Raw genomic sequence first — 17,784 nt, forward strand, 5'->3', positions numbered from 1 at the left:
CCCCTGGGTGGCCGGGTTGACGGTGCATAAGTGACCCTGTCGTCGGCTGCCCTTGCCGGCCCGGCGGCTCACGACAATTGCAACCGGCGAAACCCGTTAAGGCCGCTGGGCTGATCAGCGCTCAACCCTCTATGTAAAAGAATATGGTCCGCGAACGGATTCAAAAAGCCACGTGGCTTGTGAACAGGCCTTAGAATACTGGCGCACGTCGATGGAATGGCATGAACACAGGTGGCGGAAGCCGCAATGGTGCAAACGGCTAGTGCGTTGAGCCTGGTTTTTGCTAAGCAGGCAATGGCATAGATAGGAATGGCATAAGCTTGCGGATGCTGTTGTCCGAACCATTGGCGCAGGGGAATTTTATTGCGCTATGATCCCGCCGGCGCATCGACCCGGGCTGACATGGCGCTGGCCGCGGTACCGCGACATATACACTAGAGATACCTGAATTTTGACCAGATCACCGCAAGAGTTTGTATTTACCGCCACTTGCCCCAAGGGCCTGGAGGGGCTGCTGGCGTCCGAATTGTGCGCACTGGGGGCCGGGGAGGCCCGCGAGCAGCCGGCGGCAGTACAGTTCCGCGGCGACCTGACACTGGCTTACCGCTGCTGTCTGTGGAGCCGGCTGGCCAACAGAATACTGTTGCAGCTGGCGCAGGAGTCGGTTGAGGATGCCGATGATCTCTACCGGGCAGTGGGGGCGATTCCCTGGGAGCAACATATCAATCCCGGCGGCAAGTTATGGCTGCAGTTTTCCGGTACCAACCGGGAGATCCGCAACAGCCAGTTCGGGGCCCAGCGGGCCAAGGATGCGATTGTCGACCGGATGCGCCGGGAGTGTGGCGAGCGGCCGCTGGTGGAGCGCAATAATCCCGACCTGAGCGTAGCCCTGCGCCTGCATAGGGGCAGGCTGGATATCGCCATCGACCTGTGTGGTGAGAGTCTCCACAAGCGCGGTTACCGCACCCAAATTGGCGCGGCGCCGCTAAAAGAAAACCTGGCCGCGGCGCTGTTGCTGCGCGCCGGCTGGCCCCAGATCGCGGCCGCCGGAGGGGCGCTGCTGGACCCCATGTGCGGGTCCGGCACCATCCTGATCGAAGCGGCGATGATGGCCGCGGATATAGCGCCTGGGTTGTTGCGGGCCGATTTCGGTTTCGAGCGCTGGCTCAATCACCAGGGTGACATTTGGCTGGCTCTGCGGGAGGAGGCACAGATACGGAGGCAGCGGGGGCTGGAGCAGGGGCTGCCGGAAATTCGCGGCTACGATGCCGATGCCAGAATTGTGTTTGCCGCAGAGGCCAATATCGCCCATGCGGGCCTGGAGCGTTTTGTACGGGTGAGTTGTCGCCCGGTGGCGGCATTCAAGGTACCCAGTCATCGCCCGGTAGAGAAGGGGCTGGTGCTGACCAATCCCCCCTACGGGGAGCGCCTGGGGGAACAGGAGGCCCTGCGGGAAACCTACGCCGAACTGGGCCGCCAACTCAAGGCGGAGTTCCCCGGCTGGCTTCTGGGGGTCTTTACCGGCAATCCGGAGCTGGGGTATGCCACTGGTTTGCGCGCACACAAGCGGTATCAGCTGTACAACGGCAGCATAGCGGCACAGTTGCTGCTGTTTCGTGTGCATGCACAGCCTGTGGAAGGGGATTCCAGCGCGACCCCGCTCCTGTCGCCCGGTGGTCAGATGGTGGCTAACCGGCTGCGCAAGAATCTGCGGGTCAACGGCAAGTGGGCGCAGAAACAGGGTATCGACTGTTATCGCCTCTACGATGCGGATCTGCCGGAATACGCCGCCGCCGTCGATCTTTATCGGGCACTCGACGGTGAGCTTTTCGCCCATGTGCAGGAGTACCGCGCGCCCGCCTCAATTGCGGAGGACCGGGCCCGGGCCCGGCTGCGGGATCTGGTGCGGGCGGTGCAGGAGGTGCTGCAACTGCCCCGGGGCAATATCAGCATCAAAGAGCGCCGCCGCCACTCCCACAAGGCGGCGCAGGGCAAAGCCGCATCCGCCCAATACGAGAGCCGGAGTGATGCGCGGCCCTCCCTGTGGGTCAATGAGTACGGCGCCGAGCTGGAAGTGAATCTGTGGCGCTACCTGGATACGGGTTTATTTCTCGATCACCGTCCTGTCAGGCAGTATCTGCGCCAGCATGCGCGGGACAAGCGCTTTCTGAACCTCTTCTGCTATACAGCCACAGCGACGGTGCAGGCGGCGCTGGGCGGCTGCAGCCAGAGCACCAGTGTGGACATGTCCAAGACCTATCGCGCCTGGAGCGCGAGAAACTTCCAGCGCAATGGGCTGGACCCCTACCGGCACCAGCTGGTGGAGGCGGATTGCCTGCAGTGGCTGGACGCGGCGCAGCAGAACCGGCGCGGCCACTACAACCTGATTTTTCTCGACCCGCCCAGTTTTTCCAATTCGGCCAAAATGCGCGGGGTGCTGGACGTGCAGCGGGATCATGTAAAGTTGATTCGCCAGTGTGTGACCCTGCTTGCGCCCGAAGGCATTCTCGTTTTCTCCACAAACCTGCGCAGCTTCAAAATGGACGATGCATTGCAAGGGGAATTCCTGCTGGAAAATCTTTCCGCGAAATTGCTGGACAGGGATTTTCAGCGCAATCCGAAAATTCACCAGGTCTGGAGGATCCGGGCACACAGCTGATGCACAGGGCAGGGCTCACTCAGTTAGTGTCAACAAGCCCTAACAGGTTGTTGAAAAAGGCATCCTGCCTTTTTCAACAAACGAAAAGCGAAAAATGTGATTTTCACTTTTCTCCCAAAATCAACGACTTAGGCGTCGCCGATTTTGCCGGAACATCCATATTCCGGTAGCAGGCGTCGAAATTCTTTGAATTTCAGCAGCCTGCTAAGGCAACTCCATGACCACGCGAAAACCCACTTCGCGGGACAGTGTGCTCTGGTCCAGGCCCTTGCGGTAGTCGGAGCTGGTATTGGCGACCGGGTCGCGCATGGAACCGCCGCGCAAAGTGCGCTGGGAGCAGTTTTCAATAGCCACCGGGCGGCCATCGCTGCGGCCGCGGCTGTGATTGGCCACAAAACAATCCTGAACCCACTCCGCCACATTGCCGGCGGTATCGTAGAGTCCGAACGGATTGGCCGGATAGTGACCCACAGGGGAACTGGTGGCGGTGAAGAGGCCGGTGAACTGACTGGCGCAACCGCGGCGGCAGTTTGCCTTTCCATTTGCTTTGCCCTTTCCCCACCAAAAGGGGCTGCTGCTGCCACCGCGGGCTGCGTATTCCCATTCCGCCTCGCTGGGCAGGCGATAGCGTTTGCCGGTTTTGCGCGACAGCCAACGGGTATAGTCCACAGCATCTCTCCAGGCCACGTTGATGACCGGTCGACTTTTCCGTCCCCAGCCGGCGTCGCCAGGCAAAGCTGCGCCGGCTTCTTTGGCGAAGAGATCGTAGTCGTCAAAGGTGATCTCGTGGGAGGATATGGCGAAAGCCCTGCCTATGCGGACCCGGCGCTCGGGTTTGGCGACAGCCCGTTTGTTGTTGCCCATGGTGAAGCGGCCGCTGCCGACGACCACCATTTCCGGGCCCCGACCGCCACCGGACAGGGGGGAGCGGAACCGGCTGCCGGGTACAAAGGCCCGCGCCAGGGTTACCGCAACCGACAGATCACTGTCCTCGATGGTGATCCAGCGCCGCTCGGTGACGTAGCCGGGCCTGCTGATTTCCAGGTCGTAGGGCCCCGGCGGCAGAGCCATGCCCGGCTCGTAGCGGGGCGCTATGTTCATAATCCGCACCCGGGCGTTGCCGGGGCTGGTTTTCACGCTCAAACTGTATCTGGGTGGCTCGGGAGTGGGGGCGGCCACTTCGGCTTCGTCCGCCGGGCCGTCTGCGCTCGGATCCGCAGGGGGTACTGCAACCCCGGCGGTATCCATCGGCGGGGCCTCATTTTCTTGTGGCGCCAACACGACATCCGCGGGTGTCGGTGTTTGCTGTGCCTGCCGCGCCTCGTGCGCGTCCCCTTGCAAAATTTCCCCGGTGAGATCCTCTGTAGCGGGCACTGCCGCCGGTTCCGGGGGCGCCGCTTGAGGTATGGGGGCAACAGGGTGCGCTTCGCCCGGCAACAGCAGGGTGGCAGTCAGCTGGCGCGCGGATTCCAGCGGGCCATAGTCGAAGCGCCAGGCAAATACACGGCTGTGCAGGCTGAGGCCCAGCCAGCAAACAAGTATCACCGCCAGAGCGACGGCGCCTGAAATCCAGCGTCGTCGCGGTTGCCGGGGCACCTGCTGCAAGACCTGCCTGACCCGAATGACGGTGGTCTGTTCCGCGCGCTCGGGATTTTCCTGCAACGGTTTGTCCCACCACCGGCGCCAGGCGCTGGACAACTGGTTCGATAGGGTTCCGTACAGTGTGATCAGCAATGCACGAATCAGGCTCGATGTGCCCACCGGATTGGAATCCTGCTGCATGCTCTGTACGGCGGGCTTGCCAGCCAGCGTCGCCAGCAGTTGGTCGATTGTGTCCACGGCTTCCAGGCCCCTCTGGAAGCGGTTGTCCGGGTCCTTGGCCAGGAAGCGGTCCAGCATAGGCTGGTAGAGAGAGTGGCGCGCGGGCAGTTTGGGTACCGGGTCGGTGAGGTGCTTGATGGCGATGGCTACCGCCTCCTCCGCCTGAAAAGGAACCACACTGGTGATCATTTCATAGAGCACCACCCCGAGGCTGTAGAGGTCCGCGCGGCCGTCAATGGCGGCGCCGCGGGCCTGCTCCGGGCTCATATAGTGGGGGGTGCCCACCACCATACCGGTGGTTGTCATACGGCTGGTGCCCGCCACTGTGCGGGCGACGCCAAAATCGGTAAGCACCGCCGAACCATCCTCGCGAAAGAGTATGTTTTCCGGCTTCAGGTCCCTGTGCACATAACCCTTGCCGTGTGCATGGTCCAGTGCCAGGGCGATCTCACGGGTGATGTTCAGCGCCTCCAGCGGGTCCATGGCACTTTTGGCGAGCCGGTCGGCAACGGAGCCCCCGGCCAGGTAGTCCATGGCGATGTAGTTGAGGCGCCGGTAGCAGCCGATATCGTGAATACCGATAATATTGGGGTGTGACAGCTGGCCGACAATATTGGCCTCGCGTTGAAAACGCTCGCTGAAAATAGGGTCCGCATTGAGAGCCGGCGACATGACTTTCAGTGCCACCTGGCGGCCGACACTGCGCTGTACCGCCAGATACACGGTAGACATGCCACCCTGGTTAATTTTTTTCAGAATACGGTAACCGGGGATTGCCAGTGTGGTGGAGCTGCTTGCGACTTCCATCGAATCCATTTCCCCGAATCAGATTTTGTCGATCAGCCAGTAGGCTGTCACTGCGATGGCAAGCGCTGCCCCCGCCAGCCACCGCCACCTGCGCAGGGCCGCGCTATAAGTGCACCTGAGCCACCAGCGAAAGGGCCAGCGGATATTGGTACCGGAACTGATGGTGGGGGCATCGATTAACTGTACGGTGACATTGTCCCTGCCGCCGGCATCCAGTGCGGCGGCGATGAGCAGTTCTGCGGCACGGCGGTTGTCGGCATTCTCCGCCAGGATTTTTTCGATCTGGTCCGCCTCGACCTCGGCGCTGAGGCCGTCGCTGCACAGCAGCAGCCGCTGACCCGGGGCCCAGGGGGAGGAGACCCGGTCCACCTCCAGTTTGGGATTGGTGCTGCCGCCGATACAGCGGGTGATGACGTTGCGGTTCGGGTGGCTGGCGGCTTCGGTGGAGTTGATTACACCCGAGTCCACCAGCATTTGCACGTAGGAGTGGTCGCTGGTCAGTTGTTGCAGCTGGCCCTGAATCCCCCCGGGCGTCCAGAGATATGCGCGGCTGTCGCCGACCCAGTATATGTGGAAATAAGCTCCATCCTCCGCCGCAACCACCACGGTGGAGCCCATATTGGTGCTGTCGTGTTCCTCGCCAACCAGAAGTGCATGGGCGCGCTGCAGGGCGCGCTCATAGTGCCTGTCAGTGGTGGAGGAGCGCCGAACCTCCTCGACGACGGTTTTGCTGGCAATCTCACCCGCCTGGTGACCGCCGAGGCCGTCAGCAACCACCCAGATGCCGCGATGCTCATCTCCCCAGAAGGCGTCTTCATTCTGTTCGCGGGTATAACCCGGGTGAGTCGCGCCAGCGCTGCGCTCAGCCAACCTGACCCGCTGCATTTCGCCGGTACTGCGGGGTACCTCACTTAGTTTGGCTTCACTCACTGCCCTGCAACTACCTTGTTGTTATTGTGGATTGTCAGATACGTCAGCTGGTACTGCTTATGTCTGCTACTCGCTGAAAACTCTCGTCATCTGCATTCGTCTGGTGGGAGGCCTATGGTTCAATGCATTAAAATGTACGTTGATACCTGTTATATAGGCCTTCACCCGGGCACAGCACAACATAATAATGCGCGAAGCCATTCTACGCTGCAAACCGATTCACATGTCAACAAAAGCGGGCGTGTTAAACTTCAGCGCCTGAGTGGGAGCGGGCCGACGCTGTTGGGGGTGATGCGCAGTCCGGGACCTATGTATTGCCGCGCTCGTCGCAGTCGATGAGGCGGGAGAAAAAAGGATAATGTTTCCATGCTCAAACTTTGCGATCTCAGCGATGCCAGCGTCAGCGTATGGTTGGTTGCACCAAAAGTGACTATCGGACGGGCAGCGGGTTGTGACTTGACCATTGCGGACGAAACTGTTGCCAAACTGCACGCGGAAGTGGTGATAGAAGGCGAGCAGTTGATGTTGCACAACCTCGCCGGCAAGCAATTGTGGATGAATGACAAACCGGTGGAGACCAGCTGTGCCGTCGGGCTCAACGACCGGGTCAAAGTGGGCAGTCGGGAACTGATGGTGGTGGATCCCAAAGTGACCAAGTTGCAGGCCTCCGCTGCCGCGGCGCCGGTGTCCTGGGCTTTGCGCGCCAACCACCCGGCGATCGCCGGCCGGGTATTCCCGATTCGTGAGAGTACCGTAGTGGGTCGTTCGGACGAGAGTGATATCACCTTTTCGCTGTCGCATCTGTCGCGCCGCCACGCACGCCTCGAAATCCGGGGCGGACTCTTGTTTGTGACGGATCTCGGCTCCGCCAATGGCACTTATTTGAACAATGAGCGTGTGTCGGAAACCCGTGTCCGCCGGGGCGACGAACTGCGTTTCGACACCTTGAGTTTCAGTATCGTGGGGCCGGCCGATGATCGCGACCGCACCACGGTGCGACCCGTGGTGACTGCGGCCGGCGAGCGCAGGGCCGGGGCATCGGTGGCCAGCCTGAGAAACGATATCCCGTCCCCCACCGAGGCGACGGTTGAGCGGCGGCGTTATGACGCCGGCCAGACTGCAGCCGATGGGGGGCGGGGTGTCTATTGGGTGCTCGGCATGCTGGTGTTGGGGGCTGTCGCCGGTCTCTACTGGGTCTACAGCCGGGGTCTGGTCTGAGTTTATGGCGCGCCCGTTGCTTCTCTATACAACACTCGGCTGCAGCTTGTGCGAAAAGGCCAAGGCCGAGATCTGGCCTTTGCTGAAACCCTTCGATCTAAGTCTCCAGGAAGTGGATATCGCCGACGACGCCCTGCTGTTGGAGCGGTTCGCGACGCAAATCCCGGTAGTGGGTCTGGGGGATCCCGACGATGTATGCCCCTGGCCATTCGATGGTGAGCAGCTGCGGCACTGGCTCGACAACCGGCTTTGAATCCGCCCTGGCCTCAAATCTCGTGCGAAAACAGTCAGAGTTTGGCCGCCGCCTCATGGTCCCGTACCAGCGGTTGCGCAGCGCCGCTGCGGTAGGCGTAAATCACCGTATAGGCGAGTACGTTTTGCACGTACTTTCGCGTTTCCCCGAAGGGAATTGTCTCGATCCAGACGTCGTAGGGCAGTCGGTGTTGGGTCTCACGCAACCAGCGGGCTACCCGCGCCGGCCCCGCGTTGTAAGCTGCGGTTGCAAGAATGCGGTTGTTGTCAAAGCGGTGGAGCAGGCTGCCGAGGTAGAAGCTGCCCAGCGCGATGTTGGTGCTCGGGCTCAGCAGATCCCAACTGCGCCTGTAGGGTACGCCGGCGCGCCGGGCCGTGTCGCGGGCGGTTGACGGCAGCAGCTGCATCAGCCCGAGGGCTCCGGCGGAGGACTTGGCGTCGCGGCTGAAGTGACTTTCCTGTCGTGCCACCGCATAAATCAGGTTGGGATCCAGTGGCGACTTTTTGCTGACTTCACCGACTATGTCGGCAAAGGCAAGGGGAAAACGGAGTTCCAGGTCGTCCAGGTAATCGGCGGCGAGTACGGACTGGATCGATTTGTGGTACCAGCCCCAGGTGCTGGCCACTTTACCGGCCGCCAGCAACTCCTGTGGTGACATGTTTCGCGTGGCGTATTCCCACTCCCGGCGGGCGTGGTAAAACTCGCCGATGGCCTGCAGTTCCCGCGCGCGAAGCAGAGCCGGGCGCCGTGCCATTTCTGCGACCTGGACCGGTGTCACGGGCACGGGCCGGTCGATAAAACGGTAGTTGTTGCCGATGGCATCGGCGGCCAGGAATCCGTAGTAACTGCGCTCGGCGGCAGCTTTCTGGTAAAGGTGTTTAGCCACCTCCGCGCCGCGCTGGCCATATAGTTCCCGTACCGCCCGCGCCTTCCAGTAAAGCCAGCGTTCCTGTTCCTGGATCTCTTGTGGCAGTCGGTCTATCCAGAAATTGACCTGTTCCCAGTCCAACCGGCGCAGCGCCTGCCGCGCGAGCCAAGTGGTGGTGCGGGCATCGGCAATATCGTCATGGCGCTGCATGAACTGCTGCAGACCCTGCAGATCCTCCTGCTGTGCGTAGCGCAGGGCCAGGTCGCGTAGCAAATCCTTGCGTTCGGCAGCGGAGAAAAGGAAGCTGGCTTCATAGCGCCCCCAGGCCCGGTCGGCCTGCTCGGCGTCGGTGCGCGCCAGGCGGTGCAACCCCAACAGCACTATGTCCCTGTCCTCCGGCTGACCGGTGCTGAACCGCTGGTAGTCCAGCAGCAGTTCCGGCTGCCGGTGTACCTGGCGCATAAGCTGCGCCCTGGCACCTTGGGCACTGTCCATGCGACGCGCGATGAACGCCGCCAGCTCCAGATTCTTCTCTTCCACTGCCAGCTTGTGACGCTTCCAGTTGAGTGCGGGGGTCAGCCCACCGTCGGCGATCCAGCGGGCGAACACCGGATCGCACTCCTCAGTCTGTGAGTGACCTACCATCCATAATTCCTGCACCAGGCCGTAGGCCTGGTCCTTGTCCCCATGTCGCGCCAGGGCATCGGCGTAATAGCATTGCAGTGAGGCACGCTTGACAGTGTCGGGTTGGTAGTACTTGAGATAGGCGCGGAAGCGCTTGCGCGCACCCAGCTCGCGGAGAAGGCGTACCCGCATCCAGTCACCGATGGCGGTATCGCGGTTGTCGGTCAGGAACGTATCTATCTCCGCCAGCGGAAGGCGGTGAATACGCCGGGTGATGGACCAATAATCCAGGTAGGGGCGCAATGGGTAATCTTGAAGTTGTGCCCTGAGCTTGCGGTAACTGCCCTGGTCGCCACCGGCAATGGCTGCACGGGCCGCTGCGAGTTGCTCGCGCTGTGTCGCCGCAGTTCCCGTCTCCGATGGAGCGGCGTCACTGTGTGCAGCAGCGACCATCAGCAGATAAAGCAGCGCAATTCTATGACTACCTGAAAACATCCAAACCACCTGATCAAAAAGCGCTCACTGGTGAATTTATCAGAACCCTGCGGGTAATTCTGCGTAAAATATCCCTCTTTACACTTGATCCGGTGGCTTGTCCCCTGTTGCCGGACCAGTCGCCGGCGGTGGGCCATGCCCTAAGGGCGATAGTTGAAACAGTATTTTTCAACAGTCTGCTGCCCCGGACAGAGGTGTTCGGGGGGCAAATCAAGCGTCTAACTGCTTGATTTGTAGGCAGATATGGGCCGCAAACCCGGCTTGGGGAAAGCCGGGCAAGGTTGTTTCGACAACCTGATAGAGTTTAGCAGGCCGCTGCAAAAGACTTGGCTAGCAGCTGGCGGCCCGGACAGGGGTGTCCGGGCCGCAAATCAAGTGTATGACTGTTTGCTCTGTCGTTGAGGCTTTGCGGACATGGGCCGCAAACCCGGGCTGAAAAAAGCCGGGGGAGGCTTTTCCAGTAACCTGTTAGTTTTTTAGTTGTTGTTATGTTGCTTCAGCTCGATAGTGTCGACCTGCGTTACGGCACCCAGGTGCTCGCCGACTGCGCCAGCGCAAAGATAGAGCGCGGGGACCGTATTTGCCTGGTTGGTCGCAATGGTGAGGGAAAGTCCAGCCTGTTGCGCCTGATAGGGGGCGGAATTGACGCGGATGGAGGCGAGGTGATCTACAGCACCGGCCTGGTGGTGGGGACCCTGGAGCAGGAGCTGCCCTCCGGTTGTCGCGACACTGTGTATCGACACGTGGCCGCTGGACTGGGGGAAGTCGGCCTCTGGCTGGCGGACTACCGCGACCGGCCGTGTGAGGAGTTGCAGACCCGGATTGAACGGGCCCACGGCTGGGAGTTGCTGGCGCAAATCGACAGTGTCATGGACCGGCTGGGTCTCGAGTCCGGTGCTCTGGTGGGCGACCTGTCCGGTGGCTGGCAGCGACGCGCAGCACTGGCGAGAGCGCTGGTGGCGGCACCGGATCTGTTGATACTGGACGAGCCCACCAACCACCTGGATATCGCTGCGGTGGAATGGCTGGAGGAATTCCTGGCGGGCTTTCGCGGCGCCCTGTTATTCGTCACCCACGACCGCGCTCTGGCCCAGCGGCTCGCACACAGTGTGTGGGACCTGGACCGGGGTCAATTGCGGGTGTTCCGGTGTCAGTTTGATCAATACCAGAAACAGAAGGAGGCGCTGCTGGAGGAGGAGGCGCGCAGCCAGGCACTGTTTGATAAAAAACTGGCGCGGGAAGAGGACTGGATCCGGCGGGGTATCAAGGCGCGGCGGACACGCAATCAGGGCCGGGTGCGCGCACTGCAGGAGCTGCGCCGCCAGAGAGAGGCCCGTCGCGGCGCCCAGGGTTCCGCCAAGCTGGTACTGGATGCGGGCGAGAGGTCCGGCAAACTGGTAGCGGAGCTGACCAGAGTCAATTTTTCATACGGGGGCTCTGAGCCCATCATCCGGGACTTGTCGCTGACGCTGTTGCGCGGCGAAAAGGTCGGCCTGATCGGCCCCAACGGCGCCGGCAAGAGCACCCTGATCAAGCTGCTGCTAGGGCAGTTGCAGCCGGATAGCGGACAGGTCCGGCTGGGTACCCGCCAGCATGTGGCCTATTTTGACCAGCGCCGCGACCAGCTGAATCCGGGGCTCTCGGTACTGGATAATATCGCCGAGGGGAGGGAGTCGATTTCCATCGGTGGCCGGGACCGGCATGTGATGTCCTACCTGGCCGATTTCCTTTTTTCCGGCGTCAAGGCGCGCACCAGAGTGGAAGCCCTGAGTGGTGGCGAGCGCAACCGGGCACTGTTGGCCAAGTTGTTCAGCCAGCCGGCCAATATTCTGGTGCTGGACGAGCCCACCAATGACCTGGACGTCGAAACCCTGGAACTGCTGGAGCAGCTGCTGCTGGATTTTGCCGGCACTGTTTTGCTGGTCAGCCACGACCGGGCTTTTCTCGACAATGTGGTGGGTTCCTGCCTGGCTTTCGAGGGCGATGGGCGAGTGCGCGAGTATGTGGGTGGCTACGCCGACTTCATCCGCCAGGGCGGCTGTTTCGGGGCCTGGCGGGACCCGGTGCCAAAGGCCGGTAGCACAAAAGCCCAGCCGGCCCGCGAGAGCGGCGCTGGGATTTCCGGGGCCCCGGCAAAAAAGAAAAAGCTCAGCTACAAGCTGCAGCGTGAGCTGGACGCGCTGCCGGGGCAGATTGAACAGTTGGAAGAGGAACTGGCTGCCCTGGAGGCTGAGGTGGGCGCGGCGGATTTTTACAGCCGCGAGCCCGCCGTCATCGACCAGCGGTTAAAGCGGTATGCGCAGCTGCAGTCGCAGCTGGACGCCGCCTTTGATCGCTGGGCGGAACTGGATTCGCACCAATAGACGGAAGAGCGGATGTTCGCCGTTACTTCTTATCCGCCTCGGCACTGTGCACCCTCACTGCCAGCACATCGCAACCGGCGCCGTGCAGCACGCCGTTGGCGGTCGAGCCGAGCAGCAGTGCCAGGCCGTGGCGGCCGTGACTGCCAATTACGATCAGATCAGAGGCAAATTCGTCTGCCAGCCGGTGGATCTCGGTGGCGGGCTGCCCCAATACCACCCGCTGGCGCTCCGCCGGTACACCCAGTGACTGTGCAGCTTTGTGCAGTTGTTCCCGGGCCTGGGTCTGCAGCTGCTCCTGCACTTCCGACAGGTCCATGGGAATGTCGCCGCCATAGGCGAAGGTAAGGGGTTCGATCACGTGGACAAGGCTGATCTCAGCACCGGATGCCTTGCCGATTTCTGACGCTTTTTGCAGAACCTGGGCAGATTCTTCGGACAGGTCCAGTCCCACGAGTATACGTTGATAGCTGGCCATTGCTGCATAGCTCCTTTTGGGTTCTTTTGCGGTGGCGCTGTGGCCCCACCAGAGTCTACTGTAAAAAAAACTTGTTGACATGAATAGCGCCGTTTCGCGCACAATGGGCGCCCTTTGACACCGGCACGGAGAAGCCATGGCCAGCTGGCTGCCCCTCATTATCGTCCTGTTTGCCCTTGTCCTGGTGGTTGGGCCGGTGATGTGGATCAAGCCTAGCCGCCGCGACCGCGATCTCGCGGCTTTGCGCCAGCGCGCAGCCAAAGCCGGTATGACGGTGCAGATGATGCCGCTTCCGGCGGCTCTGGGAGAGGGGTCCGCCGCGGTCTATTTCGGCCGTTGGGAGGACAATCGCCGGTTGCAAACGGACTGGGTGCTGGAGTTGCAGCGGGTCTCCCACGCGATGCATTTCGCCGGCAGGTGGGACTGGCGCAACGGGCGCGCTGCGCCGCAGAGCGCCCGAGCCGCACTGGTTGAAATGCTCGGGGTGCTGCCGGAGGACGCCTGTGCGGTGGTGGCCAGCCGCGGGGGCCTGGGGGTGCAGTGGCGGGAAACCAGCGGCGATCCGGGCCTGGCAGCGCTGGAAGCCGCACTGGGTCGCTTTCGACCGCTGATTGAACAGGCCATCCGGTTGCCACCGGGTCGGCCCGATGCGGCATGAGGCGCCTGGCGGGCAGTTGAAAACGTATTTTTCAACTCCACGCTGTCCCGAACCGGGATGTTCGGGCCGCAAATCAAGCGTGTAGCTGCTTGATTTGTCATGGACGGTTTGCGGACATGCGCCGTAAACCCGGGTTGAGGAAAGCCAGGAAAGGCTTTTTTAACAACCTGCGAGGGGCCCTGCAGGGCCGGATTATCGTCGCTCTGGCGACCACAAACGCCGCCACTGGCCGAATGGGAATGCAGCTGTTTGCTTGACCAAGTCGGGGACGGGGCTTATATATTCCTGCAGCACTGTGTAGAAAGTCTGCAGGTGTAGTAATTTTTTTTTAGCTAAATCAAGTGCTTATGGGTAAATCACTGGTTATCGTCGAGTCTCCTGCCAAAGCGAAAACAATCAACAAATACCTCGGCAAGGACTTTGTAGTGAAGTCCAGTGTGGGCCATATTCGCGATCTGCCCACTGGCGGTGGCAACAAGCAGCCCGTGGATGCCAAGGAGCGGGCCCGGCGGGCGGCCGAGACGCGCAAATTGTCGCCGGAACAGAAAGAAATTCATCGGCGCAAGAAAAGCCGCGAGCAGTTGATCAAGCGCATGGGTATAGATCCGGATCACAACTGGAAAGCCCATTACGAGATACTGCCGGGCAAGGAAAAGGTGGTCAGCGAACTGCGCAAGCTGGCACAGGACGCCGATTACATTTATCTGGCCACGGATTTGGATCGCGAGGGGGAGGCTATCGCCTGGCACCTGCGCGAGGCCATTGGCGGGGGTGGTGAACGCTACCGGCGGGTGGTGTTCAACGAGATCACCAAATCGGCGATTCAGGAAGCCTTTAAAGATCCGGGGCGGCTCAACATCGACCGGGTCAATGCCCAGCAGGCGCGCCGTTTTCTGGACCGCATTGTCGGTTATATGGTATCGCCGCTGCTGTGGGAGAAGGTTGCCCGAGGCCTTTCTGCCGGGCGGGTGCAGTCGGTAGCGGTGCGCCTGGTGGTGGAGCGGGAACGGGAAATCCGCGCTTTTATCCCGGAGGAATACTGGACTCTGTTCGCCGATACGCAAACCCGCAAGACAGAGCCACTGCGGCTGGAAGTCAAGCGCCAGGGCGGGGAAGCTTTCCGCCCCGTTAACGAATCCCAGGCCAGCGCTGCGGTCAGGGCGCTGCAGGGATCGGAATTCAGGGTTACCGCCCGGGACGACAAACCCACTCAGTCGAAACCCACCGCACCTTTCATCACCTCCACCTTGCAGCAGGCGGCGAGCAACCGACTCGGCTTCAGCGTCAAAAAGACCATGACACTGGCTCAGCGGCTGTACGAGGCGGGCCATATTACCTACATGCGTACCGATTCCACCAACCTCAGTGGCGAGGCGGTGGAATCGGCGCGGGCGTTTATCGGCGAGCAGTATGGGGACAAGTACCTGCCGGAAGTGCCCAACAGCTACAGCAGCAAGGAAGGCGCCCAGGAGGCACATGAGGCGATCCGGCCCTCGGATGTCCGGATGCAACCGGCAATGCTCGCGGGTGTGGAGCGTGACGCTGGAAGGCTGTATCACCTGATCTGGAGCCAGTTTGTCGCCTGTCAGATGACGCCGGCACAGTTCACTTCCACCTCAGTGGTGGTGGGTGCCGGGGAGTTCGAGCTGCGCGCCCGCGGGCGGGTGATCCGGTTTGACGGCTTTCTGAGAGTGGCGCCGTCGATCGGTAAAAAAGAAGAGGATCTGGTGCTGCCGGATGTGAAGGTGGGGGAGCAGCTGTCCCTGAAGAAACTGGACCCCAAGCAGCACTTCACCAAGCCGCCGGCACGCTACAGCGAGGCGACACTGGTCAAAGAATTGGAAAAGCGCGGTATCGGTCGCCCCTCCACCTATGCCTCTATCATTTCCACCATTCAGGACCGCGGTTATGTTCGCCTGGAGAGCCGGCGTTTTTACGCCGAAAAAATGGGCGATATTGTCACGGACCGCCTCGGGGAGAGTTTTACCAACCTGATGGATTACGGCTTTACCGCCAACCTGGAGGAGTCCCTGGACGCAGTGGCCGACGGGCACAGGGGCTGGAAGGATCTGCTGGATGCGTTTTATGCGGATTTTTCCCAGCGGCTGGAGAAGGCCCAGGCGGCAGACGGGGGAATGCGCCGCAATACGCCCACGGACACAGATATCGAATGTAGTAAGTGTGGCCGCCCCATGCAGATTCGCACCGGTTCTACCGGTGTGTTTTTGGGCTGCTCGGGTTACGCCCTGCCGCCCAAGGAGCGCTGTACCAACACCATGAACCTGGTGTCGGGCGATGAGGCTGTGGATGCGGATCAGGACGATGAGGCGGAGTCCCGCCAGTTGCGGGAAAAGCGCCGCTGTCCCAAATGCGGTACCGCAATGGACAGTTACCTGGTGGACGAACACCGCAAACTGCACATCTGCGGTAACAACCCGGATTGCAGTGGCTTCGAGGTGGAGCAGGGCACTTTTAAAATCAAAGGCTACGACGGCCCGGTGATAGAGTGCGATAAATGCGGCAGCGACATGCAGCTGAAGCCGGGTCGCTTTGGCAAGTATTTTGCGTGCACCAACGAGAACTGTAAAAACACCCGCAAGCTGCTCAAGAGCGGGCAGCCGGCGCCGCCAAAAATGGACCCGGTACCCATGCCCGAGCTGGCGTGCGCAAAAGTGGACGACCATTATATTTTGCGCGATGGCGCATCGGGACTGTTCCTGGCCGCCAGCCAGTTCCCGCGCAAGCGCGAGACCCGGGCACCTTTGGTCAAGGAACTGCTGCCACACCAGAGCGAGATAGATCCCAAGTACAGTTTTCTCTTTTCCGCACCCACTGAAGACGATCAGGGGCGCGATACGGTAGTGCGCTTTAGCCGCAAGACCCAGGAGCAGTATGTGCAGTCCGAGGAGGACGGCAAGGCGACGGGCTGGCGAGCTTTTTATCGCGACGGCCGGTGGCAGGCGGAGGCCGGTAGCAAGAGTCCGGCGGCAAAGCGCAAGCCGGCGGCCAAGAGGAAATCGGCCTCCCGTTCCGGATGAGCAATCCCTATACCGGCACTGTAACCTCGGCGCTGCGCAAGAGCGAGCTGCTGTTGGCGGGGCAGCCGGCCCAGGGGTTGCAGGCCGCGGCACTGCGGGAGGCGGCACTGATGCAGCTGTGGAGGGCATACCTGGCTTATCTGGCAGAGCTGTCGTTTCAATTGCAGCTGGGCCTGGAGCCTCAATCCGCCGCAGAGCTGCAGCAGCGCCTGCAAGCCAGCGCTAAAGCCAGTGGGGAAGTGGCTGAGCTTATCGCCCTGGAGGAGGATTCCTGCAGCTGGCTGACCCAGCTGCAGGCCTGCTGGCGGTTGCTGTGGCGCCCGGGGAAGGGTAACGCCGGGGCGCAGGGGGGTGTTGATCTTATTTCCACCGGTAATCGTGCGGCGGCCAACCCCGAATCACTCAATGACGATAGGTTGCGGGCCTGGCACCTGGCGTTGCAAGAGCTGGTACAGAGGCACCGGGCCCATACCGAGGAGTGGTAACTCCGCCGTCCGCTTTCCATCCCCAGAGTCTTTACACGGATCTGTCGTGAACGACTGCCCCCCCGTATGTTACACTGCCCCACAAGATGCCGTGTCAAAAGGGGAGAATTGCATGTCCTCCGAAACGTTTGAAATCATTGAGCTGGCCAATGGCGATATAGCGCTGCGCCGCGCCGGCCACAGGGAGGACCCGCTGGTGCGCATTCACTTTTCGGAGGAGAGTCTGCACTTTTTGCGCGAGCACAAAATCATCATTGCGCGCGCAATGCTGGAAGCGGGTATCGAGGCGGTGCAGAATATCGGCGATTCGGATGTGGACTTTATCGATGAAGAGGAAGTGGAGCCGGTCAACCACACCATCCATTGAGGGTGAACAATACCCCCGTCAGTACGGCATCCCGGCTAGAGAGCGCAAGGCAAGGGCGGACGGGCCGCCTCCACTTGTAAAGCTCAGGGGCTCTGTCGTATCACGCCTACAGCCAACCCTTCGATAGCAAAATTTTTGTCCCGCATGTCCACCTGGATCACGTCGAAATCCTCGTTCTCCGGCAGTAGCTGGACCATTGCCTGATTGCCTTTGCGCCGAAACCGCTTGACGGTCACCTCGTCCTCAATGCGCGCCACCACTATCTGGCCATTGCGCACCTGGTCAGTGCGCTGCACCGCCAGCAGATCGCCGTCCAAAATCCCCGCGCCGCGCATACTCATACCGTGGACCCGCAGCAGATAGTCCGCCGGGGGGTGGAAAAAGTCTGAAGGCAGTTCGCAATAATCCTCGATGTTCTCCTCCGCCAGAATGGGATTGCCGGCTGCCACCCGGCCCACAACCGGCAAGCCTGGCTGGTAGTCGGGAATGCGGATTCCGCGCGAAGCACCGGCCACCATCTCGATAGCCCCCTTGCGCGCCAACGCTTTGAGGTGCTCCTCCGCCGCATTGGGGGAGCGAAAACCCAGTTCCTGGGCGATCTCAGCGCGGGTTGGGGGGTATCCGGTCTCGTCCAGATAGGACTTGATCAATTCCAGTACTTGCGCCTGACGGGCAGTGAGGTTGGTCATGTGATCACCTGTCGTGTTTCTGTATTTATATACA

13 protein-coding genes are annotated in these 17,784 nt (G+C 61.2%); 8 read left to right on the top strand and 5 right to left on the bottom strand.

Annotation, left to right across the window (positions count from 1 at the left end):
- The first annotated feature begins 451 nt into the window (after positions 1-451).
- A complete protein-coding gene (rlmKL, locus tag ABVT36_RS05165) occupies positions 452-2,659 on the top strand; it encodes a bifunctional 23S rRNA (guanine(2069)-N(7))-methyltransferase RlmK/23S rRNA (guanine(2445)-N(2))-methyltransferase RlmL (protein ID WP_367148752.1) in 2,208 nt (735 codons plus the stop codon).
- A 204-nt stretch (positions 2,660-2,863) separates the two neighbouring features.
- Here rlmKL and ABVT36_RS05170 read toward each other — a convergent pair whose 3' ends face one another.
- Both ABVT36_RS05170 and ABVT36_RS05175 read right to left on the bottom strand, forming a co-directional pair.
- The gene (locus ABVT36_RS05170; RefSeq protein WP_368455582.1) at positions 2,864-5,287 is read right to left on the bottom strand and encodes an SUMF1/EgtB/PvdO family nonheme iron enzyme; all 2,424 of its coding nucleotides are present in this window, start codon (positions 5,285-5,287) and stop codon (positions 2,864-2,866) included.
- 18 nt (positions 5,288-5,305) lie between these two features.
- Entirely contained in the window at positions 5,306-6,217 is a 912-nt protein-coding gene (locus ABVT36_RS05175) for a PP2C family serine/threonine-protein phosphatase (RefSeq protein WP_368455583.1), read from the bottom strand.
- 366 nt (positions 6,218-6,583) lie between these two features.
- On the opposite strand from ABVT36_RS05175, the gene ABVT36_RS05180 reads away from it, so the two are divergent.
- Complete coding sequence (locus ABVT36_RS05180; protein WP_368455584.1) at positions 6,584-7,435, top strand: FHA domain-containing protein; 852 nt, start codon at positions 6,584-6,586, stop codon at positions 7,433-7,435.
- A gap of 4 nt (positions 7,436-7,439) precedes the next feature.
- Entirely contained in the window at positions 7,440-7,688 is a 249-nt protein-coding gene (locus ABVT36_RS05185; protein WP_368455585.1) for a glutaredoxin family protein, read from the top strand.
- 34 nt (positions 7,689-7,722) lie between these two features.
- Here the strand turns inward: ABVT36_RS05185 and ABVT36_RS05190 are convergent, their stop codons facing one another.
- Positions 7,723-9,675, bottom strand: coding sequence for a transglycosylase SLT domain-containing protein (locus tag ABVT36_RS05190; protein WP_368455586.1), 1,953 nt, complete (start codon positions 9,673-9,675; stop codon positions 7,723-7,725).
- 488 nt (positions 9,676-10,163) lie between these two features.
- Here ABVT36_RS05190 and ABVT36_RS05195 point away from each other — a divergent pair, with 488 nt between their 5' ends.
- Positions 10,164-12,038, top strand: coding sequence for an ATP-binding cassette domain-containing protein (locus tag ABVT36_RS05195; RefSeq protein WP_368455587.1), 1,875 nt, complete (start codon positions 10,164-10,166; stop codon positions 12,036-12,038).
- Between the two features lie 22 nt (positions 12,039-12,060).
- Here the strand turns inward: ABVT36_RS05195 and ABVT36_RS05200 are convergent, their stop codons facing one another.
- Positions 12,061-12,513: a universal stress protein gene (locus ABVT36_RS05200; protein ID WP_368455588.1), complete on the bottom strand. Its 453-nt coding sequence runs from the start codon at positions 12,511-12,513 to the stop codon at positions 12,061-12,063.
- A gap of 136 nt (positions 12,514-12,649) precedes the next feature.
- Here ABVT36_RS05200 and ABVT36_RS05205 point away from each other — a divergent pair, with 136 nt between their 5' ends.
- From ABVT36_RS05205 to ABVT36_RS05220, 4 genes are all read left to right on the top strand, one after another.
- Complete coding sequence (locus tag ABVT36_RS05205; RefSeq protein ID WP_368455589.1) at positions 12,650-13,171, top strand: hypothetical protein; 522 nt, start codon at positions 12,650-12,652, stop codon at positions 13,169-13,171.
- Positions 13,172-13,518: 347 nt separating this feature from the next.
- Complete coding sequence (topA, locus tag ABVT36_RS05210) at positions 13,519-16,209, top strand: type I DNA topoisomerase (RefSeq protein ID WP_368455590.1); 2,691 nt, start codon at positions 13,519-13,521, stop codon at positions 16,207-16,209.
- Positions 16,206-16,694: a DUF6586 family protein gene (locus ABVT36_RS05215; protein ID WP_368455591.1), complete on the top strand. Its 489-nt coding sequence runs from the start codon at positions 16,206-16,208 to the stop codon at positions 16,692-16,694. The genes topA and ABVT36_RS05215 overlap by 4 nt, the downstream gene beginning before the upstream one ends.
- A gap of 112 nt (positions 16,695-16,806) precedes the next feature.
- Positions 16,807-17,061 carry a hypothetical protein gene (locus ABVT36_RS05220; RefSeq protein ID WP_367148741.1) on the top strand — a complete coding sequence of 85 codons (255 nt, stop codon included), beginning with the start codon at positions 16,807-16,809 and terminating at the stop codon, positions 17,059-17,061.
- A gap of 83 nt (positions 17,062-17,144) precedes the next feature.
- On the opposite strand, the gene lexA is transcribed toward ABVT36_RS05220, so the two are convergent.
- A complete protein-coding gene (gene lexA / locus ABVT36_RS05225; protein WP_367148740.1) occupies positions 17,145-17,750 on the bottom strand; it encodes a transcriptional repressor LexA in 606 nt (201 codons plus the stop codon).
- Between the last annotated feature and the right edge of the window lie 34 nt (positions 17,751-17,784).

It is taken from the genome of Microbulbifer sp. TYP-18, from assembly GCF_040932045.1.
Lineage (GTDB): Bacteria > Pseudomonadota > Gammaproteobacteria > Pseudomonadales > Cellvibrionaceae > Microbulbifer.